Origin of the sequence: Komagataeibacter sp. FNDCR2 (assembly GCF_021295395.1) — a bacterium.
GTDB lineage: Bacteria > Pseudomonadota > Alphaproteobacteria > Acetobacterales > Acetobacteraceae > Komagataeibacter.
On the sequence record NZ_JAIWOU010000001.1, the window covers coordinates 1,214,689 to 1,239,921 of the forward strand.

The following is a 25,233-nucleotide window of genomic DNA, read 5'->3' on the forward strand; positions in this document are numbered from 1 at the left end:
GTTCAGAGGATCAGAACGGCTCGTCGAGCCTCTTTGCCAGATCTTCGATATTTTCCGGCGGCCAGGCCGGGACATTCATACCCAGTGAAAGCCCCATGGCGGTCAGGACTTCCTTGATCTCGTTCAGCGACTTGCGGCCGAAGTTCGGGGTGCGCAGCATCTCCTGCTCGGTCTTCTGAACCAGATCACCGATATAGACGATGTTGTCGTTCTTCAGGCAGTTCGCGCTACGGACCGACAGTTCAAGCTCATCAACCTTGCGCAGCAGGTTCCGGTTGAACGGCAGGTCATCCTGCGGTTCTTCCGTACGGACCGTGCGCGGTTCGTCGAAGTTGATGAAGAGCTGGAGCTGATCCTGCAGGATACGCGCGGCAAGCGCCACGGCATCTTCAGGCGTCACCGCGCCGTTCGTCTCAACCGTAAGCAGCAGACGGTCATAATCCGTCACCTGCCCCACGCGGGTCTGTTCGACCTTGTAGGACACACGCCGCACGGGTGAATAGATGGCGTCAACCGGGATCAGGCCAATCGGCGCATCTTCCGGGCGGTTCGCCGCAGCCGGAACATAGCCCTTGCCCATGTTCACGGTGAATTCCATCCCGAACTTCACCCCTTCATCAAGGGTGCAGATCACCAGGTCGGGGTTCATGACCTCGATGTCATGGCCGGTCTGGATCTGGCCCGCACGCACTTCGCCCGGCCCCGTGGCCGTCAGCACCATGCGCTTGGGTCCCTCACCATGCATGCGCAGGGCAAGCTGCTTGATGTTCAGGACGATATCGGTCACGTCTTCACGAACACCCGCCACCGACGAGAATTCATGCAGCACGCCGTCAATCTGGATTGCCGTAACCGCAGCCCCCTGCAGGGACGACAGCAGAACCCGACGGATCGCATTGCCCAGCGTCATGCCAAAGCCGCGTTCCAGCGGCTCGGCCACGACGGTGGCAACACGTGAAGGTTCCGCCCCCGGTTCGACTTCCAGCTTTTCCGGCTTGATCAGGGATTGCCAGTTTTTCTGGAGGACCAAGGTAATGGCCTTTCAAGACTGATCTGCCGCCCGCGAGGGCGACAGATGGTACCCCACATGGAGATACCGGAATGACAATCTTCCCCCGCATGCGGGGGAATACGACTTACAGATTGCGGATCAGACGCGACGGCGCTTGCGCGGACGGCAGCCGTTATGCGGGACTGGCGTCATGTCACGAATGGCCGTGATCGAAAAACCGACAGCCTGCAGGGCGCGCAGTGCGCTCTCACGCCCCGAACCCGGACCGGACACCTCGATTTCCAGCGTCTCCATGCCGTGCTCACGCGCCTTGCGGCCCGCGTCTTCCGCGGCAACCTGCGCCGCGTACGGCGTGGACTTGCGCGAACCCTTGAAGCCCTGGGCACCAGCGGAGGACCAGGCAATCGCATTGCCCTGGGCGTCCGAGATGGTGATCATGGTGTTGTTGAAGGTGGACAGCACATGCGCCACCCCGGAAATGATGTTTTTCCGCTCTTTCTTGCGAATACGCGGAGCCGCAGCTTTCGCCATAGTTTTCTCGATCCTGTCAGTTCAAACGGTGCATGGGACGCATACCGCCCCATGCATACCGGGCAATCCGCTGATTAGCGGGTAGCCTTCTTCTTGCCCGCAATAGCCACGGCCTTACCCTTGCGGGTACGGGCGTTGGTATGTGTCCGCTGACCATGGACAGGCAGCCCACGCCGATGACGCAGACCACGATAGCAACCCAGGTCCATCAGACGCTTGATGTTCATCGCCACTTCACGGCGAAGATCACCTTCAACGCGATACTCGCTGTCGATGAGTTCACGGATCTTGCCGATCTCGTCATCCGACAGTTCGTTCACGCGGCGCTCGGCCGGGATCGCCAGCTGATCGCAGATCGCCTGGGCCTTGGTAGCCCCGATACCATAGATATAGCGCAGGCCAATTGTAACCCGCTTGTTGGTTGGGATGTTCACGCCGGCAATACGCGCCACGCCACTTACTCCTCGTCCGCCCTTTCGGGGCACTAACATTCAGGCAGGGCTGCTTCACACCACCTGCCCTATCTGGCAGGAGCGCCGTGAACATACCGGCTTGAAACCGGCCAACCCCATCATCATTCATTCAGGCCGCACCTGCCGTGTCATCGTGACCGACTCATGCGACGCTCATACCTTGAGGGCGCGCAATATACCGGCGCCCCCTTCCGAGTCAATTATTTTGCATCACTTTTTAGTGATACGATCGATAACACCAAAGACTTCCCGGGTCACCGCATCAATATCCGCCATGCCATCCACACGGTACAGACGCTTCTCCGCCTCGTAATAAGGCAGGATCGGCGCCGTCTGTTCGCGGTAGGCCCGCAGCCTTGCGGCCACGGTATCGCGCCGGTCGTCCTCACGGCGGATGAATTCGTGGCCCCCGCACACATCGCAGGTACCGGCCACCTTCGGCCGCTTGAACAGGTCGTTGTACCCGGCGCCACACTTGGCGCAGGTATAGCGGCCCGCAATCCGGTCAGCGAGGGCGTTTTCATCCACGTCCAGCAGCAGCACGGCGTCGATATGCCGCCCGCTGCGTGCCAGCATGGTGTCCAGCGCCTCCGCCTGCGCCCGCGTGCGCGGGAAGCCATCCAGAATGAACCCGTGGGCACAGTCCGGCTGCTGGATGCGGCTCTCGATCATCGCAATGATCAGGTCGTCGGGCACCAGCCCGCCTTCCGCCATGATGCTCTTGACCTTCTGCCCCAGCGGGCTTCCCGCCGCGACTTCGGCCCGAAGCATGTCGCCCGTCGAAATCTGGGCGATTCCATACCGTTCTTCCAACCGCTTGGCCTGGGTGCCCTTTCCGGCGCCCGGCGGTCCAAGAAAAATAATATTCAACGCATTCTGCCCTTTCTGCCCCGTCCCCTGCGCATGAGTCCCTGATACTGGTGCGCGACGAGGTGAGACTGCACCTGGGTCACCGTATCGATCGTCACGGTCACGATAATGATCAGACTGGTGCCACCAAAATAGAATGGCACGTTGTAATGGCTGATCAGGATCTGCGGCAACAGGCAGACAGCGACAAGATACAGCGCGCCGATGGTGGTGATGCGCGTGAGAATCCTGTCAAAGAAGGTGGCCGTATTCGCACCCGGACGGATACCCGGCACGAACCCCCCCTGCTTGCGCAGGTTCTCCGCCGTTTCCTGCGGGTTGAAGGTCACCGCCGCATAGAAGTAGGAGAAGAATACGATCATCCCCGCATAGAACAGCATGTAAAGCGGCTGTCCCTGCCCCAGTTCCTGCCCCAGGAAGGACAGCCATCCCGGCAGCGAACTGTTATTCATGAAGCCGGAAATCGTGACCGGAATCAGCAGGACGGACGACGCGAAGATCGGTGGAATCGAGCCCGCCGTATTGACCTTCAGCGGCATGTGGGTCGAATCGCCACCGAACATCCGCTGGCCGACCTGCCGCTTGGGGTACTGGATGACCACGCGCCGCTGCGCCAGTTCCATGAAGACGATAAACGCAATGGTGACGGCGGCCAACACCAGAAAGACCATTACGAAGAAGGGCGAAAGCGCCCCGGTATAGCCAAGCTGGAAAAGGCTCACCATCGCATTGGGAAGATTGGCCACGATACCGGCGAAGATGATCAGCGAAATGCCGTTCCCCACCCCGCGAGACGTGATCTGCTCACCCAGCCACATCAGGAACATGGTCCCGCCCACAAGGGTCAGCACACACGAAACGATGAAGAATATGCCGGGCGACACGACGGCCGATCCAGCTTCCGTATGCATGTTCTCAAGCCCGATCGCGATACCGTAGGCCTGGAACAGCGCGATGATCACGGTCAGGTAGCGCGTATATTCATTCAGCTTGCGCCGACCGCCCTCACCTTCCTTTTTCAGCGCCTCAAGCGAGGGAATCGCCGCCGACATCAGCTGCACGATGATCGAGGCGCTGATGTAGGGCATGATATTCAACGCGAACACGGTCATGCGCCCCAGCGCACCACCCGTGAACATGTCGAACATGCCAAGTATGCCGCCCTGGTGCCGGGCCAGAAGCTGCCCCATGACCGTCGCATCGACGCCAGGAACGGGAATATAGGTGCCGATCCGATACACGATCAGCGCACCCAGCGTGAACCAGATGCGCTTCTTCAGTTCCGTCGCGTTGGCAAAGGAGCTGAAATTCAGATTGGCAGCCAACTGTTCGGCCGCGGAGGCCATGCGCCCATCCTTTCACAAGAACAGCGTCACCGCTGGAAACGGGACGCTGTCATGATAAAAAAAACCGCAGAAAGTAATAAAGCGATGCGCCCGCCAAGTGCAAGCAGCATCGCTTTTATTATGCTTCGGGGACAGAACGCGTCTGTGCCCGGAAACGGTCATTCTGCGGCAGGAGCCTGCTGCTTCTGCGCCTTGACCTGCACCTTGCCGCCCGCTTTTTCAACGGCGGCCACGGCACCGGCCGAAGCTCCAGCCACTTCGATCGTGACGGCATGGTTCAGTTCGCCATCCGCCAGAAGACGGATACCGGCAAAACGACCGGAGCCAACCAGACCCGCCTTGGCCAGGACTTCCTCGGTCACGAGGGCCTTGGCATCGAGCTTGCCCGCAGCAATCGCCTTGTCCAGCGCGCCCAGATTCACGACGGCATATTCCTTGCGGAAGATGTTCTTGAATCCACGCTTGGGCAGACGCCGGTAGATCGGCAGCTGACCGCCTTCAAAACCGTTCAGCGACACGCCGGAACGCGCCTTCTGGCCCTTCACGCCCTTGCCGGACGTCTTGCCCTTGCCGGAGCCGATACCACGACCAAGGCGCTTCTTGCTGTAACGCGCGCCTTCGTTGTCACGGAGTTCGTTCAGGTTCATTTCAATCCTCCACCCTGATCAGGTGGGACACCTTGCGGATCATGCCGCGAACTGAAGGCGTATCCTCCAGTTCACGCGTCCGACCGATCTTGTTCAGGCCGAGACCAACCAGCGTAGCCTGCTGGCCCGGCTTGCGCCCGTTCCCGGAATGCACCTGGGTGACGCGAACAGTAGCCTTGGTATCAGACATCAGCCGAAGCCTCCGTCGCTACCGCCGCCTCGCGACGCCCCAGAATGTCCGAAACCTTCTTGCCACGGCGGTTGGCGACCGAACGCGGGCTGGCGCAACGCTCCAGCGCGGCGAATGTCGCCTTGACCATGTTGTGCGGGTTACGGGTTCCAAGGGACTTGGCCACCACGTCGTTGATGCCCAGGCTCTCGAACACCGCGCGCATCGGACCACCGGCAATGATGCCCGTGCCCGCATCCGCGGACCGCAGCACGACCTTGCCCGCCCCGAAATGACCGGCCACATCGTGATGCAGCGTACGGCCTTCCTTCATCGGAACGCGGATCATCGCGCGCTTCGCACGGTCGGTTGCCTTGCGGATCGCTTCGGGAACCTCACGGGCCTTGCCCGCGCCAAACCCGACGCGTCCCTTCTGGTCACCAACCACGACCAGTGCCGCGAATGCAAAGCGACGACCGCCCTTTACAACCTTCGCAACACGATTGATCGTGACCAGCTTGTCGACCAGATCATCGCCCTCGCGGTCGCGATCGCGACCACCCCGGCCGCCTTCTCTCGGTTCACGTGCCATTATGCGTGACCCTTTCGTCAGAACGAGAGACCGCCCTCACGGGCAGCCTCCGCCAGGGCCTTGATACGCCCATGATAGAGATAAGCGCCGCGGTCGAAAACGACCTTCGACACACCGGCAGCCACCGCGCGTTCCGCCAGAAGCTTGCCAACCGCACCCGCCGCCTTGACGTCCGTGCCACCCGACAGGGTGGAGCGCAGATCCTTGTCCAGCGACGATGCCGCGGCCAGTGTACGGCCGGCAGCGTCGTCGATCACCTGGGCGTAGATGTTCTTGCCCGAACGGAACACCGACAGACGCGGACGGCCACCGCTCTTGCGGCGAAGCTGGAAACGGAGACGCTGGCGCCGCCGTTCCCGCAGATCCTTCTGCGTGCTCATTATTTCTTCTTGCCTTCCTTGCGACGGATGGTTTCCGTTTCATAACGGACACCCTTGCCCTTGTAGGGCTCGGGCTTGCGGAAGCTACGGATGTCAAGCGCAACCTGCCCGACACGCTGCTTGTCGATGCCTTCGACAGTGACAGCGGTCGGACGCGGCGTCGTGATCTTGATCCCTTCGGGAATCGCATAGACGATGTCATGCGAATAGCCGAGGTTCATGACCAGGTTCTTGCCCTGCACCGCCGCGCGATAACCCGTTCCGGTGATTTCCAGCGTCTTGGAAAACCCTTCGGACACGCCCTTGACCATTCCCGCGATCAGGGAACGGGTCGTTCCCCACATCATACGGGCCTGAGCCGCGGTATCGTTCGGCTTGACCGCGACCTTGCCGTCCGCAACGTCGACCGCAACATGACGGGACAGCGGCAGCTTGAGTTCGCCCAGCTTGCCCTTTGCCGTCAGCACGCCATCAGCAATGGAAACCTGCACACCCGACGGAACTTCGACGGGATATTTGCCCACTCGCGACATTTATCCCTCCTCAGAACACACGACAGAGGACTTCACCGCCAACATTGGCAGCGCGGGCCTCCGCATCGGACAGGACACCGCGCGGGGTCGACAGGATCGACACACCCAGCCCGGCATAGACACGCGGCAGTTCCTTGATCTTGGAATAGACGCGGCGCCCCGGCTTGGACACACGGTGGATTTCTTTAATGACCGGCTCGCCATCGAGATACTTCAGCTCGATACGCAGCTGGGCTACGCCCTTGCGCAGTTCCTCACGGGAGAAACCACGGATATATCCCTCACGGCGCAGGGCCTCCAGGACACTGGCGCGCAGCTTGGAAGCCGGCGCGACGCATGCGGCATGCCGTGCACGCTGCGCATTGCGGATCCGGGTGAGCAGATCACCCAAAGGATCAGAAAGTGACATCGTTCCCTGCCCTTACCAGCTCGATTTGACCATACCCGGGATCTGACCATTGGAGGCCAGGTCGCGCAGGGCGATACGGCAGAGTTCGAACTTTCTGTAATTGGCGCGCGGACGCCCCGTCAACTTGCAGCGCAGGCGCACGCGCACGCGCGACCCATTGCGAGGAAGTTCAGCAAGCTTGAGCGATGCATCGAAACGATCTTCAACCGGCAAAGACCGATCCATGATGATGTTCTTTAATGCTGTCCGCTTAGCCCGGTCCCGGGTTGCCATGCGCTCGCGCTTGACATTCCGGTTAACGGCGGAAATTTTGGCCATACCTTGTTTTACCCTCCGGAACCTGTCGGGCCATTCCCAACGGTTTTCCAAACAACGTGTCTATTAGGTCTTCTGGACTTCAGACGGAAGCCCTTTCGCTACATTTTTATGCAGCGAAGGGCAGATCAAACGCCTTGAGCAGAGCCTTTGCTTCCGCATCCGTCTTCGCGGTGGTCACGAAGATGATGTCCATGCCCCGGATTTCGTCTACCTTGTCGTATTCGATTTCCGGAAAGACGATCTGTTCCTTCAGGCCCATGGCGAAGTTGCCACGGCCGTCAAAACCCTTGTTCGCCGGCAGCCCACGGAAATCACGCACGCGCGGCAGGGCGATCGTGACAAAGCGGTCGAGGAATTCGAACATCTGCGTACGACGCAGCGTCACCTTGCACCCGATCGGCAGACCCTCGCGGATCTTGAACCCGGCAATCGCCTTCTTGGCAACCGTCTTGACCGGCTTCTGCCCTGCGATCAGGGTCATTTCCTTGACGGCGGCATCCAGCTTCTTCTGGTCGCCGGCGGCTTCGCCCACGCCCATGTTCAGGACGATCTTTTCGAGACGCGGAATCTGCATCTCGTTTTCGTACCCGAATTCCTCGCGCAGCTTCGCGCGCAGCTCGTTCCTGTAACGCTGCTGCATGCGCGGCGCAGGGCGGGCCTCTTTCACTTCAGACATACCCGCCTCCTCAGCCTTCGATAATTTCGCCAGTCGCCTTGGCGACGCGAACCTTGCGACCATCTTCCAGAACCCGGAAACCCACCTTGGTCGGGTCACCGCTCTTGGGATCGATCAGCTTCAGGTTGGACAGGTGCACGGGCATTTCCTTCTGGATAATGCCCCCCTGCTCACCCATGCGGGACGGACGGGTATGCCGCTTGGCGATTGCCACGCCACGGACGACAGCCTTGTTGGCCGCCGACAGGACTGTAACAACCTCGCCACGGATTCCCTTGGAACCACCAGTGGTGACCAGAACCTGGTCACCCTTCTTGATACGAGCAGCCATTACAGCACCTCCGGTGCCAGCGAGATGATCTTCATGAACTTGCGTGCACGCAGTTCGCGCACGACCGGGCCAAAGATACGCGTGCCAATCGGCTCCTGCTGCTTGTTGATCAGCACGGCCGCGTTGCGGTCAAACCGGATGGCGCTGCCATCCGCACGGCGCACGGGGTAGGAAGTACGGACGATCACCGCCTGGTGAACGTCGCCCTTCTTTACCTTCCCGCGGGGAATGGCCTCTTTGACGGACACGACAATCACGTCGCCGACCGAGGCAGTCTTCCGCTTGGAACCGCCCAGCACCTTGATGCACTGCACCTGACGGGCACCGGAATTGTCGGCCACGTCAAGGTTGGTCTCGGGATGGATCATGGTCTATGCCCTTCTTTACGCCTGCGTACCAGACGCGGCACCGGCGGCAGCCGCGAGCGGCTGACCATTCCGGACAACGACAGTCCAGGTCTTGCGGCGGGAAATCGGCCGGCATTCTTCAATGCGCACCATGTCCCCCACCTTGCATTCATTCAAGCCGTCATGCGCCGCGTATTTCTTCGAGCGACGAATGAACTTCTTATACAACGGATGGATAACGCGACGATCGACAAGAACCGTTACGGTCTTGTCCATCTTGTCGCTGGTTACCCTTCCGGTCAGGACGCGCCTTGGCATCGCCCGTCTCCCTTCAGGACTTTACTGCCGGCGCCTGGCCAGCGGAACTCTTCTTCACAACTTCGGTCGCAATCGTCTTCACACGCGCGATGTCACGACGGACCTCACGCATGCGGGACTGCCCCTCGGTCTGGCCGGTCGCGTGCTGAAACCGAAGATTGAACTGCTCGCGCTTCAGATCGACGAGAAGCGTATCCAGTTCTTCAACAGTCTTGGCACGCAGATCGGCCGGCTTTGTTGCCTTCGCCATCTCACGCCTCTCCGATACGGGTCACGAACTTTGTCTTGATCGGCAGCTTCGCCGCGCCCAGAGCCAGCGCTTCACGCGCGACTTCCGGCGGCACACCTTCGATCTCGAACAGAATTCGACCCGGCTTCACACGAGCCACCCAATATTCGGGCGACCCCTTGCCGGACCCCATACGCACTTCTGCGGGCTTTGTCGAGACCGGAAGATCAGGGAAGATCCGAATCCAGACACGACCCGCTCTTTTCATGGCGCGGGTAATGGCGCGACGGGCAGCTTCGATCTGGCGGGCCGTGATCCGTTCAGGCTGGAGAGCCTTCAGGCCAAAAGCCCCGAAATTCAGGGTTGTGCCACCCTTGGCCAACCCATGAATGCGCCCTTTGTGGGCCTTGCGGTACTTTGTCCGCTTGGGAGAAAGCATTTTCTAAATCCTCACGCGCCGCCTGGCGCATCTAGGTCCATTTGACCGCGCAGATCAGCGCTGCGGGGCCTGTTCGGCGGCGCGACGGTCCTGCGCCAGCGGATCATGGGCAAGAATCTCGCCCTTGAAGATCCAGACCTTCACACCACAGGTGCCATAGGTCGTCTTGGCGGTCGCCACACCATAATCGATGTCCGCACGCAGCGTATGCAGCGGCACCCGACCTTCGCGATACCACTCGATACGCGCGATTTCCGCGCCGCCCAGACGGCCCGAGCAGTTGATCCGGATACCCTGCGCGCCAAGGCGCATGGCGGACTGCACGGCGCGCTTCATGGCGCGACGGAACGCAACGCGACGTTCGAGCTGCTGCGCGATGTTCTCGGCCACGAGGGTCGCATCGATTTCCGGCTTGCGGATTTCGACGATGTTCAGCGCGACATCGGTCTTGGCCATACGGGCCAGATCCTTGCGCAGCACGTCGATATCCTGCCCCTTCTTGCCGATCACCACACCCGGACGGGCCGCGTAGATGGTGACGCGGGGCTTCTTGGCCGGACGCTCGATAACCACACGGGACACACCCGCACCAGACAGCTTGCGGCGCAGGTACGCGCGCAGCTTCAGGTCATCATGCAGCAGGCGCGCATAATCGGCATCAGCGTACCAGCGGCTGTCCCATGTCCGGTTAATACCGAGCCGCAGCCCGATCGGATTAACTTTATGTCCCATGGATCAGGCTGCCTTTTTTTCGGTTTCAGCTTCGGACTTCTTTTCAGCCACAACGATGGTCAGGTGGCTGAAAAACTTCTCGATGCGGGCCGAACGGCCACGACCACGTGCGTGGAAACGACGCATCACGATCGACTTGCCCACTTCTGCACGGGCCACAACCAGCTGGTCAACGTCCAGCTGATGGTTGTTCTCGGCGTTGGCGATCGCACTTTCCAGGGTCTTCTTAACCTGCTGGGCAATGCGCCGCTTGGAGAAAGTGAGCGTGGCGATCGCCTGCCCGGCCGGCTTGTTGCGGATCAGACCCGCAACAAGGTTCAGCTTGCGCGGGCTGATGCGGATGTTCCGCGTCATGGCCTGCGCTTCGGTTTCCGCGAGCGTGCGCGGATGCTTAGGCTTGCTCATGATCAGCCCCGCTTCGCTTTCTTGTCCGAAGAATGACCCGTGAAGGTACGGGTCGGCGAAAATTCACCGAACTTGTGCCCCACCATGTTCTCGGAGACCTGCACGGGCAGGAATTTGTGCCCGTTATAGACGCCGAACGTCAGCCCGACGAACTGCGGCAGGATGGTGGATCGACGCGACCAGATCTTGATCACTTCGTTACGGCCCGATGCGCGCGATGCATCGGCTTTGTTCAGCAGATACCCGTCCACGAACGGGCCCTTCCAGACGGAACGTGCCATCTTAAATGCCCCTTACTTGCCGGTCTTCCGGCGACGGATGATCAGACTGTCCGTACGCTTGTTGACCCTGGTCTTGTAACCCTTAGTCGGCTTGCCCCATGGCGTAACCGGATGACGCCCGCCCGAGGTGCGTCCCTCACCACCGCCATGCGGATGGTCAACCGGGTTCATGACAACACCACGGTTATGCGGACGGCGGCCCAGCCAGCGGCTGCGGCCGGCCTTGCCCATATGCTGGTTCATGTTGTCCGGGTTGGACACGGCGCCAATGGTCGCCATGCATTCCGCGCGGACAACACGCAGCTCACCGGACTGCAGCTTGATCTGGGCGTAACCCATATCCTTGCCGACCAGCTGAGCATAGGTGCCAGCGGAACGTGCGATCTTGCCACCACCACCGGCCTTGAGCTCGATGTTGTGGATGATCGTGCCCACCGGAACCGCGGACAGCGGCATCGCGTTGCCCGGCTTGATGTCGGCGCGCGCACCCGCGACAACCTGGTCACCCGCCTTCAGGCGCTGCGGCGCGATGATATAGGCCAGTTCACCGTCTTCATACTTGATGAGCGCGATGAACGCCGTACGGTTCGGATCATATTCCAGACGCTCCACCGTGCCGACCACGTCGAACTTGCGACGCTTGAAGTCAACATAGCGATAGGACTGCTTGTGTCCGCCACCGATGAAACGCGAGGTGGTGCGGCCGTGGTTGTTACGGCCGCCGCTCTTGTTCTTCCCCTCGGTCAGGCCCTTTACGGGCTTGCCCTTCCACAGCTCCTTGCGGTCGATCAGAACCGTTCCGCGCAGGCTGGGGGTAACTGGATTAAAGTGCTTCAATGCCATTTCTTGTCACCCCGCGTCAGACCAGCTTCGCGGTCAGGTCGATGGACTGACCTTCTGCAAGCTGGACAAACGCCTTCTTCACATCCGAACGCTGGCCGGGACGTCCCTTGAAGCGCTTGGCCTTCCCCTTCTGGATGAGTGTGTTCACACCCAGAACCTTCACACCGAACAGCGTCTCGACCGCTACCTTGATCTCCAGCTTCGTCGCGGTGATCGCGACCTTAAAACCGACCTGATTTTTCTCGGACAGGGCTGTCGCCTTTTCCGTGATCAGGGGGGAGCGGATGATGTCGTACATCGCTTCCCGGGACATACGCTCCGCCTTCTTGCGGATTGCCAGGATGTTGGTCATGCCAGACGCTCCTTCAGGCCTTCAACCCCGGCGCGGGTGATCGCCAGCACCTCGTGGTTGAGGATGTCATAGACATTCGCGCCCACTGTCGGAAGAATGTCGATCTTCGGCAGGTTGCGCGCGGCGCGGCCAAAGTTCTCTTCAACCGCCGCATCCACGATCAGCGCGGATGTCCAGCCCAGAACCTTCAGCTTCTTGGCCAGTTCAGCAGACTTGCCCGACGCGGTCGCCGCCTCGAGCACGACCAGCTTTCCTTCCGCCGCCTTCTGCGACAGGGCGGAAATCAGGCCCAGACGACGCACCTTCTTGGGCAGATCATAGCCATGGTCGCGCACGACCGGGCCATGGACCGCACCACCGGTACGATACTGCGGCGAACGCAGCGAGCCCTGACGGGCGCTACCCGTGCCCTTCTGGCGGTAGGGCTTCTTGGTCGTGCCGGAGACTTCCCCCATGCCCTTGACCTTGTGCGTCCCTGCCCGGCGCTTGGCCAGCTGCCAATGCACCACACGCGCCATGATATCCGTGCGCGGCGTTGCGGCGAAAATCTCGTCCGGAAGGCTGGCGGTACCTGCGCTCCCGTTATCGAGGGTTTTGATTTCGTAATCCATTGCCCTCTATCCTCAGCCCGCAGCCTCAACCAGGGCCGCCGGATACGGCGCCTCGGCATGACGGGCCTTCTTGATCGCATCACGAACCAGAACCACTTCATTCTTTCCGCCCGGCACGGAGCCACGGATCATGATGAGGTTCTTTTCGGCGTCGACAGCCGCTACCTCAAGGTTCAGCGTGGTCACACGCTCGGAACCGAGATGGCCAGCCATCTTCTTGTTCTTGAAGACCTTACCCGGATCCTGACGGTTACCCGTCGAACCGTGTGAACGGTGACTGATCGAGACACCGTGGGTGGCTTCGAGACCGGCAAAGTTCCAGCGCTTCATCGCGCCAGCGAAACCCTTACCTTTGCTTGTGCCGGTAACGTCCACCTTCTGCCCCGCCACGAAATGGGCGGCGGACAGAGAAGCCCCGACTTCCAGGACGGCGTCATCCGCAACGCGGAATTCAGCCAGCTTCTTCTTGGGCTCGACCTTGGCCGTGGCAAAATGGCCGCGGTTCGGCTTCGACACATTCTTGACCTTGGCCTTGCCCGCACCCAGCTGCACGGCCGTGTAGCCGTCGCGTTCGGTGGTACGGACATCAACCACCTGCAGATCATCAATCTGCAGGACAGTCACCGGCACATGTGTGCCGTCTTCCTTGAACAGCCGGGTCATACCCAGCTTTTTTGCGATCAATCCGGTGCGCATCGTCTGGACCTTAGAGTTTAATCTCGACGTCCACGCCAGCGGCGAGGTCGAGTTTCATGAGAGCGTCCACGGTCTGCGGGGTCGGCTCGACAATGTCGAGCAGCCGGCGATGGGTCCGAATTTCGAACTGCTCGCGGCTTTTCTTGTCCACGTGGGGGGAGCGGTTTACGGTAAACCGTTCAATATGCGTCGGCAGCGGGATAGGACCCCGAACCCGCGCACCCGTACGCTTCGCCGTATTGACGATCTCCTTCGTGCTGTTGTCTAGCACCCGATGATCGTACGCCTTCAGGCGAATGCGGATGTTCTGGTTGTCCATCTTTCTGTTTCAGTCCAACTTTACCTGATTCGGGGGAACCCGATCCGCAATGGAAACCCGGCCGGATTGCTCCGACCGGGATGCCACAGTTCAGCTACGTCCGATCACGCCGTGATGGAAGCAACAACACCTGCACCAACGGTACGGCCACCTTCGCGGATAGCGAAGCGCAGGCCTTCGTCCATGGCGATCGGAGCGATCAGCTCCACATCCATGGCGACGTTATCGCCCGGCATGACCATTTCCGTGCCTTCGGGCAGGTGCACAACACCCGTCACGTCGGTCGTGCGGAAATAGAACTGCGGACGATAGTTGGTGAAGAACGGCGTGTGACGGCCACCCTCTTCCTTCGTCAGGATGTAGGCTTCCGCCTTGAACTTGGTGTGCGGGGTGATCGAGCCCGGCTTCGCCAGCACCTGGCCACGCTCAACGTCTTCACGCTTCGTGCCACGCAGCAGCGCGCCGATGTTGTCACCCGCTTCACCGCGATCAAGCAGCTTGCGGAACATTTCAACGCCGGTCACGGTCGTCTTCTGCGTCGGACGCAGACCAACGATCTCGATTTCGTCGCCAACGTTCACCGCGCCACGCTCGACACGGCCCGTCACCACGGTGCCACGACCGGAGATCGAGAACACGTCTTCGATCGGCATCAGGAACGGACGGTCGATCGGGCGTTCCGGCTGCGGGATGTATTCGTCAACAGCGTTCATCAGGTCGAGAACGCGGTTTTCACCCACTTCCGGATCACCGTCTTCCAGCGTCACCAGGGCGGAACCCTTGATGATGGGGATATCGTCGCCGGGGAACTGGTAGGCGGACAGAAGCTCACGCACTTCCATCTCGACGAGTTCCAGCAGTTCCGGATCGTCAACCTGGTCAACCTTGTTCAGGAACACGACCAGGGCCGGCACGCCGACCTGACGGGCAAGCAGGATGTGCTCGCGGGTCTGGGGCATCGGGCCGTCGGCGGCGGACACAACCAGGATCGCACCGTCCATCTGCGCGGCGCCGGTGATCATGTTCTTCACATAGTCAGCATGGCCGGGGCAGTCGACATGCGCATAGTGACGCTTCGCAGTCTCGTACTCGACGTGGGCGGTCGAGATCGTGATGCCACGGGCGCGCTCTTCCGGCGCCGCGTCGATCATGTCATACGCCTTGAACTCGGCGCCGCCGGACTTGGCCAGCGTCTTGGTGATAGCAGCGGTCAGCGATGTCTTGCCATGATCGACGTGGCCGATCGTGCCAATGTTACAATGCGGCTTGTTCCGCTCAAATTTAGCCTTTGCCATCGTTTTCTCCGTTAACTCAGCCTCATGCCGAGAGTCGGGTTGGAAAGTTCCGTTTCGGAAGTCGAGCCGGTAGATAGACCGGCCAGACCGCCTTTACCAGCGGTAATGACTGAATGCCTTGTTGGCTTCCGCCATGCGGTGCGTGTCTTCGCGCTTCTTGACCGCGGCGCCACGATTGTTGACGGCGTCAAGAAGTTCGTTGGACAGGCGCTCCTGCATGGTGTTCTCGCCCCGCTTGCGCGAAGCGTCGATCAGCCAGCGGATGGCCAGCGCCTGACGGCGCTCGGCCCGGACTTCGACCGGAACCTGGTATGTCGCGCCGCCAACACGGCGGGAACGCACCTCGACAGCCGGCTTGACGTTGTCCAGCGCACCGTGGAACATCACCACAGGGTCCGCAGCTGCGCCACCCCGGCGACGCAGCACCTCAAGGGCGCCATAGACGATCCCTTCGGCAGTGGACTTCTTGCCGTCGTACATCAGGGCGTTCATGAAACGCGTAATGACGACGTCACCAAATTTCGGATCGGGAAGAATCTCACGCTTGACTGCGCGATGACGGCGACTCATGCCTCGTTATTCCTTTTACTTAGGACGCTTCGCGCCATAGAGCGAGCGACGCTGACGACGCTTGGCGATACCCTGGGTGTCCAGAACGCCGCGCAGGATGTGATAACGCACGCCAGGAAGATCCTTAACGCGACCACCACGGATCAGGACGACACTATGTTCCTGGAGGTTATGCCCCTCACCCGGAATATAGCTCACAACCTCATAACCGTTGGTCAGGCGTACTTTTGCCACCTTACGCAGAGCCGAGTTCGGCTTCTTCGGTGTGGTTGTGTAAACACGAGTACAAACGCCACGCTTCTGCGGACAGCCCTGCAGGGCAGGTACCTTGTTGCGTTTGGCTGCGGGCTCGCGACCTTTCGCGATCAACTGGTTGATGGTCGGCATACGCCTTTCCCGATCCTTACAAAATTCGGCCGGCCAACCGCATATCCGGTTACCGACTGTCGTTCACAACAAAACCCCAACGAATGACAACCATCCGTTCGGGCATCATATTTACATCCGGCCTTGGCAGCCCGATTCCCGGACTGCGGCACCGCATGCCTGCATGCTGCATTCGACGGCCAACAACGTCTTTCAGACAGGGCTAGCCGAGGGCGCGGAACCTACGGGCATAATGACAGAAAGTCAAGCCTTACGCAGGATTCGCTCTGGTCTGACGCAACGAATCCGTTCCGTCAGTCTGGAACACCATTCCGTCCGGCAGGAGATAGCGCCGGAATCGGATGGTGACAATAGTGCAGCACCGAATCATTCCGGATACCAGCTTCCCGGTATCCGGAGATGTGGTTCGTATGGTTACTCGGCAGCCTTGGTCGGGGGCACCGCAGCGCGGGCCTGAGCCAGACGCTGCTTGTCCTCCCCGGCCGCGACCGCACGGAGCTTGTTCATGACGCTACCCGTCCCCGCGGGGATCAGGCGACCGACAATCACGTTCTCCTTCAGGCCGTTCAGGGTATCCTTCTTCCCGGCCGTCGCGGCTTCCGTCAGGACACGTGTCGTCTCCTGGAAGGATGCGGCCGAGATGAAGGACTGCGTCTGGAGCGACGCCTTGGTGATGCCCTGCAGCACCGGCATGGCCACGGCCGGACGTTCACCCATGTTCAGCCGCTTGGTGTTTTCTTCCTCGTACTCGATGCGGTCCACCGTCTCACCGATCAGGTAGGTCGTATCACCGGGTTCAAGGATCTCCACCTTCTGCAGCATCTGCCGGACAATGACCTCGATGTGCTTGTCATTGATCTTCACGCCCTGCAGTCGATACACGTCCTGGATCTCGTTGACGAGATAGTCGGACAGCGCCTCGACGCCCAGAACCTTCAGGATGTCATGCGGCACGCGGGGTCCATCGACCAGCGGATCCCCGACCTGGACAAAGTCACCTTCCTGCACGGAAACATGCTTGCCCTTGGGGATCAGGTAATCCGTCTCCTCGCCCGTCTCGTCGTTCTTCACGATGACACGGCGCTTGGACTTGTAGTCCTTGCCGAACTCCACGCGTCCCTCGGTTTCCGAGATGATGGCGTGATCCTTCGGGCGACGGGCCTCGAACAGTTCGGCCACACGCGGCAGACCACCGGTAATGTCACGTGTCTTGGAACCTTCGCGCGGGATACGGGCCAGCACGTCACCCGCATTGACCTGCGCGCCGTTTTCCACCGACAGCAGCGAATCCGGGGAGAGGAAGTAACGGGCGTCGTTCCCGTTAGCCAGCTTCACCACATCGCCCTTGGCGTCCTTGAGCTGCAGACGGGGCCGCAGGTCAATCCCCTTGGAGGCCTGCTTGTAGTCCACAACCACCTTGGAGGTCAGGCCGGTCACCTCATCCATCCGCTCGACCAGCGTGATGGAGTCGATCAGGTCAAGGTATTCGACCTTACCGGGCTGCTCGGTGATGATCGGCAGGGTGTACGGATCCCACTCGGCCATTTTCTGGCCACGCGTCACCTCGGCGCCGTCCTCGACCAGCAGGCGTGCGCCATAGGGCACACGGAAGCGGGCGCGTTCGGTTCCCCGGTCGTCCGTCAGCAGGATTTCGCAGTTACGCGACATGACGATCGGCACGTTCTGGCTGTTCTGCACGACGTTCTTGTTACGGATCGTCACCTTGCCGTCGCGCGAGGCCTCGACCATCGACTGCTCCGCGCCACGCTGCGCTGCGCCACCGATATGGAAGGTACGCATGGTCAACTGCGTGCCCGGTTCACCGATGGACTGGGCGGCGATCACGCCGACCGCCTCGCCGATATTGACCGGTGTGCCGCGCGCCAGGTCACGCCCATAGCAGTGACCGCACACGCCAACGCGGCTGTCACAGGTCAGAACCGAGCGGATCAGCAGGCTTTCGACACCTGCCTTCTCGATCTGTTCGGCCTGGGCTTCCTCGATCAGCGTATTGCGCGGGAACAGGAGCTTGCCCGTGGCGGGGTCGATCACATCGGCCGCCAGCGTGCGCCCCAGCATCCGCTCGGACAGGGAGGCGATGACTTCGCCGCCATCCATGACCGCGCGCACGGTCAGGCCACGTTCGGTCCCGCAGTCTTCCTCGACGATGATGCTGTCCTGCGCCACGTCCACCAGGCGGCGGGTCAGGTAACCCGAGTTCGCCGTCTTGAGCGCGGTATCGGCCAGGCCCTTACGCGCGCCGTGGCTGGAGGTGAAGTAATCGAGAACCGACAGCCCTTCCTTGAAGTTGGCGATGATCGGCTGCTCGATGATCTCGCCCGACGGCTTGGCCATCAGGCCACGCATGCCGGCAAGCTGCTTCATCTGCGCTGGCGACCCACGGGCACCGGAATGGCTCATCATCCACACCGAGTTGGTCGGCTTGCCGATTTCCTGCTTGGAAATCTCCTTCATCATCGCCGCCTGGACTTCGTCCGTGCAGCGTGACCAGGCATCGACCACCTTGTTGTAGCGTTCGCCCGCGGTGATCAGGCCGTCCTGATATTGCTGCTCGAACTCCTTCACCTCGCCCGCGGTGCGATCGACCAGTTCCTTCTTCTCGACCGGGACGATCATGTCGTCCTTGCCAAACGAGATGCCGGACTTCGCGGCGTGACGGAAACCAAGCCCCATCAGCCGGTCACAGAAGATCACGCATTCCTTCTGGCCGCAGTGACGGTACACCGCGTCGATCACGTCGGACACGATCTTCTTGGTCAGCTGGCGGTTGATGAGCGAGAACGGCAGAGCCGCGTTGCGTGGCAGGATCTGGGACACGAGCATGCGGCCCGGTGTCGTCACGACCGTCGCCCGCGTGACCTTGCCATCGGCATCGAGGTTCTCGATACGCGCGCGGATCTTGTCATGCAGCTTCACCGCACCCGTGCTGAGCGCGTATTCCACTTCCCCCACGCTGGCGAAGGACGGTGCGCCCTCAACCGTGACCTGACCCTTGTCATCATAGCTGTTCTGGTCAGGTGTCGCGCGGAATTCCGGCGTTTCAAGGCTGAGATAGTACAGCCCCAGCACGATATCCTGTGACGGCACGATAATCGGCTTGCCGTTGGCCGGGCTGAGGATGTTGTTGGTGGACATCATCAGCACGCGCGCTTCCAGCTGCGCCTCGAGGCTCAGCGGCACGTGCACGGCCATCTGGTCACCGTCGAAGTCCGCGTTGAACGCGGTGCAGACCAGCGGGTGAAGCTGAATGGCCTTGCCTTCGATCAGGACCGGCTCGAACGCCTGGATGCCAAGGCGATGCAGCGTCGGCGCGCGGTTGAGCATAACCGGATGCTCACGGATCACTTCTTCCAGGATGTCCCAGACTTCGGGACGTTCCTTTTCCACCATCCGCTTGGCGGCCTTGATGGTGGTGGCGTGACCGTATTTTTCCAGCTTGGAATAGATGAACGGCTTGAACAGTTCGAGCGCCATCTTCTTCGGCAGGCCGCACTGGTGCAGCTTGAGTTCCGGACCCACGACGATGACCGAACGGCCGGAATAATCGACGCGCTTGCCCAGCAGGTTCTGACGGAAGCGGCCCTGCTTGCCCTTGAGCATGTCGGACAGCGACTTCAGCGGACGCTTGTTCGCACCCGTGATGGCGCGGCCACGGCGGCCGTTATCGAACAGCGCATCGACCGATTCCTGCAGCATGCGCTTTTCGTTGCGGACGATGATGTCCGGCGCACGCAGTTCGATCAGCCGCTTGAGGCGGTTGTTACGGTTGATGACGCGGCGGTACAGGTCGTTCAGGTCGGACGTGGCGAAACGGCCACCATCCAGCGGCACGAGCGGGCGCAGTTCCGGCGGGATGACCGGCACCAGGTCCAGGATCATCCATTCGGGGCGGGATTCGCTATCCGCGAACGCCTCGACCAGCTTCAGGCGCTTGACCAGCTTCTTGCGCTTGGCTTCGGACGTGGAGTCCTTCAGTTCCTGGCGCAGTTCTTCCTTTTCGAGCTTGCAGTCGATGCGCTCGAGAATCTTCTTGATTGCTTCCGCACCAATGCCGACCTCGATCCCCTCGTCGCCATGCTCGTCCATGACGTCAAGGTACTGGTCTTCCGTCAGCAGGCTGTACTGCTTGAGCGGCGACGTGCCGGGCTCAAGAACCACATAGCTTTCGAAATACAGGATCTTTTCCAGATCCTTCAGCGTCATGTCCACCATCAGGCCGATACGGCTGGGCAGTGACTTCAGGAACCAGATATGGGCGACGGGGCTGGCAAGCTCGATATGACCCATCCGCTCGCGGCGGACCTTGGCCAGCGTGACCTCGACACCGCATTTTTCACAGATGATGCCGCGGAACTTCATCCGCTTGTACTTGCCGCACAGACATTCGTAATCCTTGATCGGACCAAATATCCGCGCGCAGAACAGGCCATCACGTTCCGGTTTGAAGGTCCGGTAGTTGATGGTCTCGGGCTTCTTGATCTCGCCATATGACCACGACCGGATCTGCTCGGCCGAAGCGAGCTGGATCTTGATCTGGTCAAAAGTCATGGCCTGGCCGCCCTGACCAAGGATCTTCATGAGTTCATTCATGCGCCGCAAACCCCCTGAGGGAATGAAGCGGAAGCAGGCGCGTCACCTGCTTCCACTCCTGAAAGAAAAACGTATGGACTGATGTGCACCATGGGGCCGGGATCAGGAGCCGCTCTGTTCAAGGTCCACATTCAGCCCAAGGGACTTCAGTTCCTTGATCAGGACGTTGAAGCTTTCCGGAATACCGGCCTCGAAGTCATCCTGCTCGCGCACGATCGCCTCATACACCTTGGTACGACCGGAGACGTCATCCGACTTGACCGTCAGCATCTCCTGAAGCGTGTAGGCGGCGCCGTAAGCTTCCAGCGCCCACACTTCCATCTCACCAAAACGCTGCCCGCCGAACTGCGCCTTGCCGCCCAGCGGCTGCTGGGTCACCAGCGAATACGGACCGATGGAGCGGGCATGGATCTTGTCATCGACAAGATGATGCAGCTTGAGCATGTAGATGTAACCGACCGTGGTCCTGCGCTCGAAGGGTTCGCCCGTGCGTCCGTCGATCAGCTGCGACTGACCGGACTTGTTCACGCCCGCCTTCTGCAGCATCGCCTCGATATCGGGGATGGAGGCCCCATCGAACACGGGGGTCGCGATCGGCACGCCCTTGCGCAGGTTACCGCACAGTTCCACCAGCTGCGCATCCGTCATGTCACCGATCTGGTCATCATAGACCTTGTCGCCATAGACGGATTTCAGCTCATCGAGCAGTTCCTGCCGCTTCTCGCCATTGCGCTGATATTCATCGGCAAGCTGGCCGATCTGCCGCCCGATATTCGCGCAGGCCCAGCCAAGGTGCGTTTCCAGGATCTGGCCCACATTCATGCGCGACGGCACGCCCAGCGGGTTCAGCACCAGGTCAACGGATGTGCCATCCTCAAGGAACGGCATGTCCTCGACCGGCACCACGCGGGAAACCACACCCTTGTTCCCGTGGCGGCCGGCCATCTTGTCGCCCGGCTGGAGCTTGCGCTTCACCGCGACGAAGACCTTGACCATCTTCATCACGCCCGGGGGCAGTTCGTCGCCGCGCTGGAGCTTTTCCACCTTGTTGTCGAAGCGGGCCTGAATCCGGGCCACGGCGGTATCGAACTCGCGCCGCAGGGTCTCAAGCTCGGCCATGACCTCATCGGACATGACCGTCACGTTGCGCCATGCGCCGCGCGGATGCTCGGACAGGACCTCATCGGTGATGACCGTGCCCGAACGGATGCCCTTGAAGCCCGTGCCCGCCGTCCGCCCGATCAGGTGCTCGCGCAGGCGGTTGTAGAACGAACGCTCCTGAATGGCGCGCTCATCGTCGCGGTCCTTCGCAAGGCGTTCGATCTCGGCGCGCTCGATGGCCATCGCGCGCTCGTCCTTGTCCACGCCACGGCGGGAGAACACCCGCACGTCAACAATGGTGCCCGACGTGCCCGGCGGCAGCTTGAGCGAGGTGTCGCGAACGTCGGACGCCTTCTCACCGAAGATGGCGCGCAGGAGTTTTTCTTCCGGCGTCATCGGGCTTTCGCCCTTCGGCGTGACCTTGCCGATCAGGATATCACCCGGGTTCACTTCCGCGCCGACATAGACGATACCGGCTTCGTCGAGGTTGCGCAGGGCTTCCTCGCCGACATTGGGAATGTCGCGCGTGATTTCTTCCTGACCCAGCTTGGTGTCGCGGGCCATGACCTCGAATTCCTCGATATGGATCGAGGTGAACACGTCATCGCGCGCGATCCGTTCGGAAATCAGGATCGAGTCTTCGAAGTTGTAACCGTTCCAGGGCATGAACGCGACGAGCACGTTGCGGCCCAGCGCCAGTTCACCCAGTTCGGTGGACGGACCATCCGCGATGATCTCACCCGCGCGGACCTGATCGCCCACCCGGACCAGCGGACGCTGGTTGATGCAGGTGGACTGGTTGGAGCGCATGTACTTGCGCAGCCGGTAGATATCCACGCCCTGCGTCGCGCCACCTTCGTCCGTCGCACGGACAACGATACGCGCACCGTCGATCTGGTCCACGACGCCATGGCGGCGCGCCACGATCGCCGCACCCGAATCATGGGCCACGGCCGCTTCCATGCCGGTGCCGACCAGCGGTGCGTCGGAGCGCACCAGCGGCACGGCCTGACGCTGCATGTTCGAGCCCATCAGCGCGCGGTTCGCGTCATCGTTCTCAAGGAACGGAATGAGCGCCGCCGCGACGGAGACAAGCTGCTTGGGCGAAACGTCGCAGGCCGTCACTTCGGTAGGGGGAACCTGACGGAAGTCACCGCCACGACGCACCGAGACCAGTTCGTCTGTCAGGTGGCCCTGCGCGTCCTGCTTGGCGTCGGCCTGCGCGACGATCAGCTTTTCCTCTTCCATGGCGGAGAGGTATTTCCAGCCGTCCTGCAGGATGCCGTTCTCGACCATGCGGTACGGGGTTTCGATGAACCCGTACTTGTTCACCTTGGCATAGGTGGCGAGCGAGTTGATCAGGCCAATATTCGGGCCTTCCGGCGTCTCGATCGGGCAGATACGGCCATAATGCGTCGGATGCACGTCACGGACTTCAAAGCCCGCGCGCTCACGCGTCAGGCCGCCCGGGCCAAGCGCCGAGAGGCGACGCTTGTGGGTCACTTCCGAAAGCGGGTTGGTCTGGTCCATGAACTGGCTGAGCTGGGACGAGCCGAAGAACTCGCGCACCGCGGCCGCGGCCGGCTTGGCATTGATCAGGTCATGCGGCATGACCGTATCGATATCGACCGAGCCCATGCGCTCACGGATGGCGCGCTCCATGCGCAGCAGACCGACGCGATACTGGTTTTCCATCAGCTCGCCAACCGAGCGGACGCGACGGTTACCCAGATTGTCGATGTCGTCGATCGTGCCTCGGCCGTCCTTCAGCTCGCACATGATCTTGACGGTGCGCAGGATGTCTTCCTTGCGCAGCACGCGCACCGTATCGGGCACGTCCACGCCCAGGCGCATGTTCATCTTCACACGGCCAACGGCGGACAGGTCGTAGCGGTCCGGATCGAAGAACAGGCCGGAGAACATGGCTTCCGCCGTTTCCGGCGTCGGCGGCTCACCGGGGCGCATGACACGGTAGATGTCGGTCAGCGCATCCTCGCGGGAGGTGTTCTTGTCCACCGCCAGCGTATTGCGGATCCATGGGCCGTTCGTGGCGTCGATCGCCAGCGTGGTCAGCGTGGTCAGGCCATCGGCGTCGAGTTCCTCGAGCTTCTGCTCCGTCAGTTCGTCACCCGCCTCGGCATAGATCTCGCCGGTGTTTTCATTGACCATGTCGGACGCGATGAAACGCCCGATCAGGCCAGCCGGACCGACCAGCACTTCCTTGGTGGTTTCAGCGATCTTGCGCACCATGCGGGCGGTCAGCTTCGCATCGGCGGGGGCCACTTCCTCGCCCGTCTGGGCGTCGATCAGCGGTTCGAGCAGCTTCTGGCCACGGAAGGCTTCCGCGTCGAAGCGACGGGCCCAGCCCTTGGGCGTCTTGTTGAACTCGACCTTGTCGTAGAAGTAGCTCAGGATCTCGTCGGGATCCATGCCATGGATTTCCATGGCTTCCACATCCCCGCCCTCGGCGGCCTTGGCGGCGCGCGCGGCTTCGGATGCAGCGCCTTCCAGCGCGTACAGCAGCGTGGTGACCGGCAGCTTGCGCTTGCGGTCGATACGGACGTAGATCAGGTCCTTGCTGTCGAATTCGAAATCGAGCCAGGAACCACGATAGGGGATGACGCGCGCGGCGAACAGGAACTTGCCCGAGGAATGGGTCTTGCCCTTGTCATGATCGAAGAACACGCCCGGGCTGCGATGCATCTGGCTGACGATGACGCGCTCGGTGCCGTTGATGACGAAGGTGCCGTTATCGGTCATGAGCGGCATGTCGCCCATGTAAACCGGCTGTTCCTTGATGTCACGGATCGAGCGTGAGCCGGTATCCTCGTCCACGTCCCATACGATCAGGCGCAGGATCACCTTCAGCGGCGCGGCGAAAGTCAGGCCGCGCTGGATGCATTCCTCAACGTCGTATTTCGGTTCTTCCAGTTCGTAGCTGACGAATTCCAGTCGCCCGCGCCCGGCAAAATCATTGATCGGGAAGACGGAACGGAACACTTCCTGCAGGCCCGTTGACGTCCGGCTGTCGGGCGCCACATTCATCTGGAGGAATGTTTCGTAGCTGGCCCGCTGCACATCGATCAGATTGGGCATCGGAGCGACCTCGGGTATATGCCCGAAGCTCTTGCGGATGCGTTTGCGTCCCGTGAACGATTTTGTAACCGCGTTCATCGCCTATCCTGCCCCCATCCACACAGGTCCGCACGGTCATGACACGAATGTCACGTGGACTGCGCGGCCCTTGAAAATCCTTGGCGGGCCAGACCCGGCTTGCAACCGGCCCGACCCTATCTACCACCGAAGGCGCCCGAAGCCTCGCGGCCAGGGCGCCTGTAACGGCCAAGGGGGCGGAAACCTGATGGTTTCCACCCTCACCTGAATATCTCAACCCGGCTACGCCACCATGG

Annotated in this window: 31 protein-coding genes; all 31 read right to left on the reverse strand. The window is 61.1% G+C overall.

Going from position 1 to position 25,233, the window contains the following annotated elements:
* Window positions 1-10 precede the first annotated feature (10 nt).
* The 31 genes from LDL28_RS05755 to rpoB all read right to left on the reverse strand — a co-directional run bounded on the left by LDL28_RS05755 (window position 11) and on the right by rpoB (window position 24,997).
* Window positions 11-1,030 carry a DNA-directed RNA polymerase subunit alpha gene (locus tag LDL28_RS05755; protein WP_025811597.1) on the reverse strand — a complete coding sequence of 340 codons (1,020 nt, stop codon included), beginning with the start codon at window positions 1,028-1,030 and terminating at the stop codon, window positions 11-13.
* A 120-nt stretch (window positions 1,031-1,150) separates the two neighbouring features.
* Window positions 1,151-1,543, reverse strand: a complete 393-nt coding sequence (gene rpsK, locus LDL28_RS05760) for a 30S ribosomal protein S11 (RefSeq protein ID WP_003621069.1) — start codon at window positions 1,541-1,543, stop codon at window positions 1,151-1,153.
* A 74-nt stretch (window positions 1,544-1,617) separates the two neighbouring features.
* Window positions 1,618-1,995 carry a 30S ribosomal protein S13 gene (gene rpsM, locus LDL28_RS05765; RefSeq protein ID WP_025811600.1) on the reverse strand — a complete coding sequence of 126 codons (378 nt, stop codon included), beginning with the start codon at window positions 1,993-1,995 and terminating at the stop codon, window positions 1,618-1,620.
* Between the two features lie 231 nt (window positions 1,996-2,226).
* Entirely contained in the window at window positions 2,227-2,886 is a 660-nt protein-coding gene (locus LDL28_RS05770; RefSeq protein WP_233057614.1) for an adenylate kinase, read from the reverse strand.
* On the reverse strand, window positions 2,883-4,232 hold the full coding sequence (gene secY / locus LDL28_RS05775) for a preprotein translocase subunit SecY (protein ID WP_233057616.1): 1,350 nt from the start codon (window positions 4,230-4,232) through the stop codon (window positions 2,883-2,885). The genes LDL28_RS05770 and secY overlap by 4 nt, the downstream gene beginning before the upstream one ends.
* A 158-nt stretch (window positions 4,233-4,390) precedes the next feature.
* Window positions 4,391-4,879 (reverse strand): 50S ribosomal protein L15, encoded by a 489-nt coding sequence (gene rplO / locus LDL28_RS05780; protein WP_233057618.1) that lies wholly within the window; start codon window positions 4,877-4,879, stop codon window positions 4,391-4,393.
* Window position 4,880: 1 nt separating this feature from the next.
* Entirely contained in the window at window positions 4,881-5,069 is a 189-nt protein-coding gene (rpmD, locus tag LDL28_RS05785; protein ID WP_233057620.1) for a 50S ribosomal protein L30, read from the reverse strand.
* The gene (gene rpsE / locus LDL28_RS05790) at window positions 5,062-5,640 is read right to left on the reverse strand and encodes a 30S ribosomal protein S5 (RefSeq protein ID WP_025811604.1); all 579 of its coding nucleotides are present in this window, start codon (window positions 5,638-5,640) and stop codon (window positions 5,062-5,064) included. The genes rpmD and rpsE overlap by 8 nt, the downstream gene beginning before the upstream one ends.
* Before the next feature lie 17 nt (window positions 5,641-5,657).
* A complete protein-coding gene (gene rplR / locus LDL28_RS05795; protein WP_116702299.1) occupies window positions 5,658-6,020 on the reverse strand; it encodes a 50S ribosomal protein L18 in 363 nt (120 codons plus the stop codon).
* Window positions 6,020-6,553 (reverse strand): 50S ribosomal protein L6, encoded by a 534-nt coding sequence (gene rplF, locus LDL28_RS05800; protein ID WP_233057622.1) that lies wholly within the window; start codon window positions 6,551-6,553, stop codon window positions 6,020-6,022. Before rplF ends, rplR begins: the two co-directional genes overlap by 1 nt.
* A 10-nt stretch (window positions 6,554-6,563) precedes the next feature.
* Window positions 6,564-6,962, reverse strand: coding sequence for a 30S ribosomal protein S8 (rpsH, locus tag LDL28_RS05805; protein WP_010506719.1), 399 nt, complete (start codon window positions 6,960-6,962; stop codon window positions 6,564-6,566).
* Window positions 6,963-6,974: 12 nt separating this feature from the next.
* Window positions 6,975-7,280 carry a 30S ribosomal protein S14 gene (rpsN, locus tag LDL28_RS05810; RefSeq protein WP_007399632.1) on the reverse strand — a complete coding sequence of 102 codons (306 nt, stop codon included), beginning with the start codon at window positions 7,278-7,280 and terminating at the stop codon, window positions 6,975-6,977.
* 106 nt (window positions 7,281-7,386) lie between these two features.
* Complete coding sequence (gene rplE / locus LDL28_RS05815; protein ID WP_233057624.1) at window positions 7,387-7,956, reverse strand: 50S ribosomal protein L5; 570 nt, start codon at window positions 7,954-7,956, stop codon at window positions 7,387-7,389.
* A 10-nt stretch (window positions 7,957-7,966) separates the two neighbouring features.
* The gene (gene rplX / locus LDL28_RS05820; RefSeq protein ID WP_233057626.1) at window positions 7,967-8,287 is read right to left on the reverse strand and encodes a 50S ribosomal protein L24; all 321 of its coding nucleotides are present in this window, start codon (window positions 8,285-8,287) and stop codon (window positions 7,967-7,969) included.
* A complete protein-coding gene (gene rplN / locus LDL28_RS05825) occupies window positions 8,287-8,655 on the reverse strand; it encodes a 50S ribosomal protein L14 (protein ID WP_007399629.1) in 369 nt (122 codons plus the stop codon). Before rplN ends, rplX begins: the two co-directional genes overlap by 1 nt.
* Window positions 8,656-8,670: 15 nt before the next feature.
* A complete protein-coding gene (rpsQ, locus tag LDL28_RS05830) occupies window positions 8,671-8,952 on the reverse strand; it encodes a 30S ribosomal protein S17 (RefSeq protein ID WP_025811618.1) in 282 nt (93 codons plus the stop codon).
* A 13-nt stretch (window positions 8,953-8,965) separates the two neighbouring features.
* A complete protein-coding gene (rpmC, locus tag LDL28_RS05835; RefSeq protein WP_025811620.1) occupies window positions 8,966-9,202 on the reverse strand; it encodes a 50S ribosomal protein L29 in 237 nt (78 codons plus the stop codon).
* A gap of 1 nt (window position 9,203) precedes the next feature.
* Complete coding sequence (rplP, locus tag LDL28_RS05840; RefSeq protein WP_007399626.1) at window positions 9,204-9,620, reverse strand: 50S ribosomal protein L16; 417 nt, start codon at window positions 9,618-9,620, stop codon at window positions 9,204-9,206.
* 54 nt (window positions 9,621-9,674) lie between these two features.
* Window positions 9,675-10,352 (reverse strand): 30S ribosomal protein S3, encoded by a 678-nt coding sequence (gene rpsC, locus LDL28_RS05845; protein WP_007399625.1) that lies wholly within the window; start codon window positions 10,350-10,352, stop codon window positions 9,675-9,677.
* Between the two features lie 3 nt (window positions 10,353-10,355).
* Complete coding sequence (rplV, locus tag LDL28_RS05850) at window positions 10,356-10,757, reverse strand: 50S ribosomal protein L22 (protein ID WP_025811622.1); 402 nt, start codon at window positions 10,755-10,757, stop codon at window positions 10,356-10,358.
* A gap of 2 nt (window positions 10,758-10,759) precedes the next feature.
* Window positions 10,760-11,038, reverse strand: a complete 279-nt coding sequence (rpsS, locus tag LDL28_RS05855; RefSeq protein WP_007399623.1) for a 30S ribosomal protein S19 — start codon at window positions 11,036-11,038, stop codon at window positions 10,760-10,762.
* Between the two features lie 12 nt (window positions 11,039-11,050).
* Window positions 11,051-11,881, reverse strand: coding sequence for a 50S ribosomal protein L2 (gene rplB / locus LDL28_RS05860; RefSeq protein ID WP_025811624.1), 831 nt, complete (start codon window positions 11,879-11,881; stop codon window positions 11,051-11,053).
* 16 nt (window positions 11,882-11,897) lie between these two features.
* Window positions 11,898-12,194 carry a 50S ribosomal protein L23 gene (locus LDL28_RS05865; protein ID WP_233059208.1) on the reverse strand — a complete coding sequence of 99 codons (297 nt, stop codon included), beginning with the start codon at window positions 12,192-12,194 and terminating at the stop codon, window positions 11,898-11,900.
* A 35-nt stretch (window positions 12,195-12,229) separates the two neighbouring features.
* Window positions 12,230-12,844, reverse strand: coding sequence for a 50S ribosomal protein L4 (gene rplD / locus LDL28_RS05870; RefSeq protein ID WP_233057628.1), 615 nt, complete (start codon window positions 12,842-12,844; stop codon window positions 12,230-12,232).
* A 12-nt stretch (window positions 12,845-12,856) separates the two neighbouring features.
* Window positions 12,857-13,540 (reverse strand): 50S ribosomal protein L3, encoded by a 684-nt coding sequence (rplC, locus tag LDL28_RS05875; protein ID WP_233057632.1) that lies wholly within the window; start codon window positions 13,538-13,540, stop codon window positions 12,857-12,859.
* A gap of 10 nt (window positions 13,541-13,550) precedes the next feature.
* A complete protein-coding gene (gene rpsJ / locus LDL28_RS05880; protein WP_007282720.1) occupies window positions 13,551-13,859 on the reverse strand; it encodes a 30S ribosomal protein S10 in 309 nt (102 codons plus the stop codon).
* Window positions 13,860-13,963: 104 nt separating this feature from the next.
* Window positions 13,964-15,154 carry an elongation factor Tu gene (tuf, locus tag LDL28_RS05885; protein WP_007399618.1) on the reverse strand — a complete coding sequence of 397 codons (1,191 nt, stop codon included), beginning with the start codon at window positions 15,152-15,154 and terminating at the stop codon, window positions 13,964-13,966.
* A gap of 93 nt (window positions 15,155-15,247) precedes the next feature.
* Window positions 15,248-15,724 (reverse strand): 30S ribosomal protein S7, encoded by a 477-nt coding sequence (gene rpsG, locus LDL28_RS05890; RefSeq protein WP_025811641.1) that lies wholly within the window; start codon window positions 15,722-15,724, stop codon window positions 15,248-15,250.
* A 15-nt stretch (window positions 15,725-15,739) separates the two neighbouring features.
* Entirely contained in the window at window positions 15,740-16,111 is a 372-nt protein-coding gene (gene rpsL / locus LDL28_RS05895) for a 30S ribosomal protein S12 (RefSeq protein WP_003621118.1), read from the reverse strand.
* 414 nt (window positions 16,112-16,525) lie between these two features.
* Entirely contained in the window at window positions 16,526-20,722 is a 4,197-nt protein-coding gene (gene rpoC / locus LDL28_RS05900) for a DNA-directed RNA polymerase subunit beta' (protein ID WP_233057633.1), read from the reverse strand.
* A gap of 102 nt (window positions 20,723-20,824) precedes the next feature.
* A complete protein-coding gene (gene rpoB, locus LDL28_RS05905) occupies window positions 20,825-24,997 on the reverse strand; it encodes a DNA-directed RNA polymerase subunit beta (protein WP_233057634.1) in 4,173 nt (1,390 codons plus the stop codon).
* Window positions 24,998-25,233 lie beyond the last annotated feature (236 nt).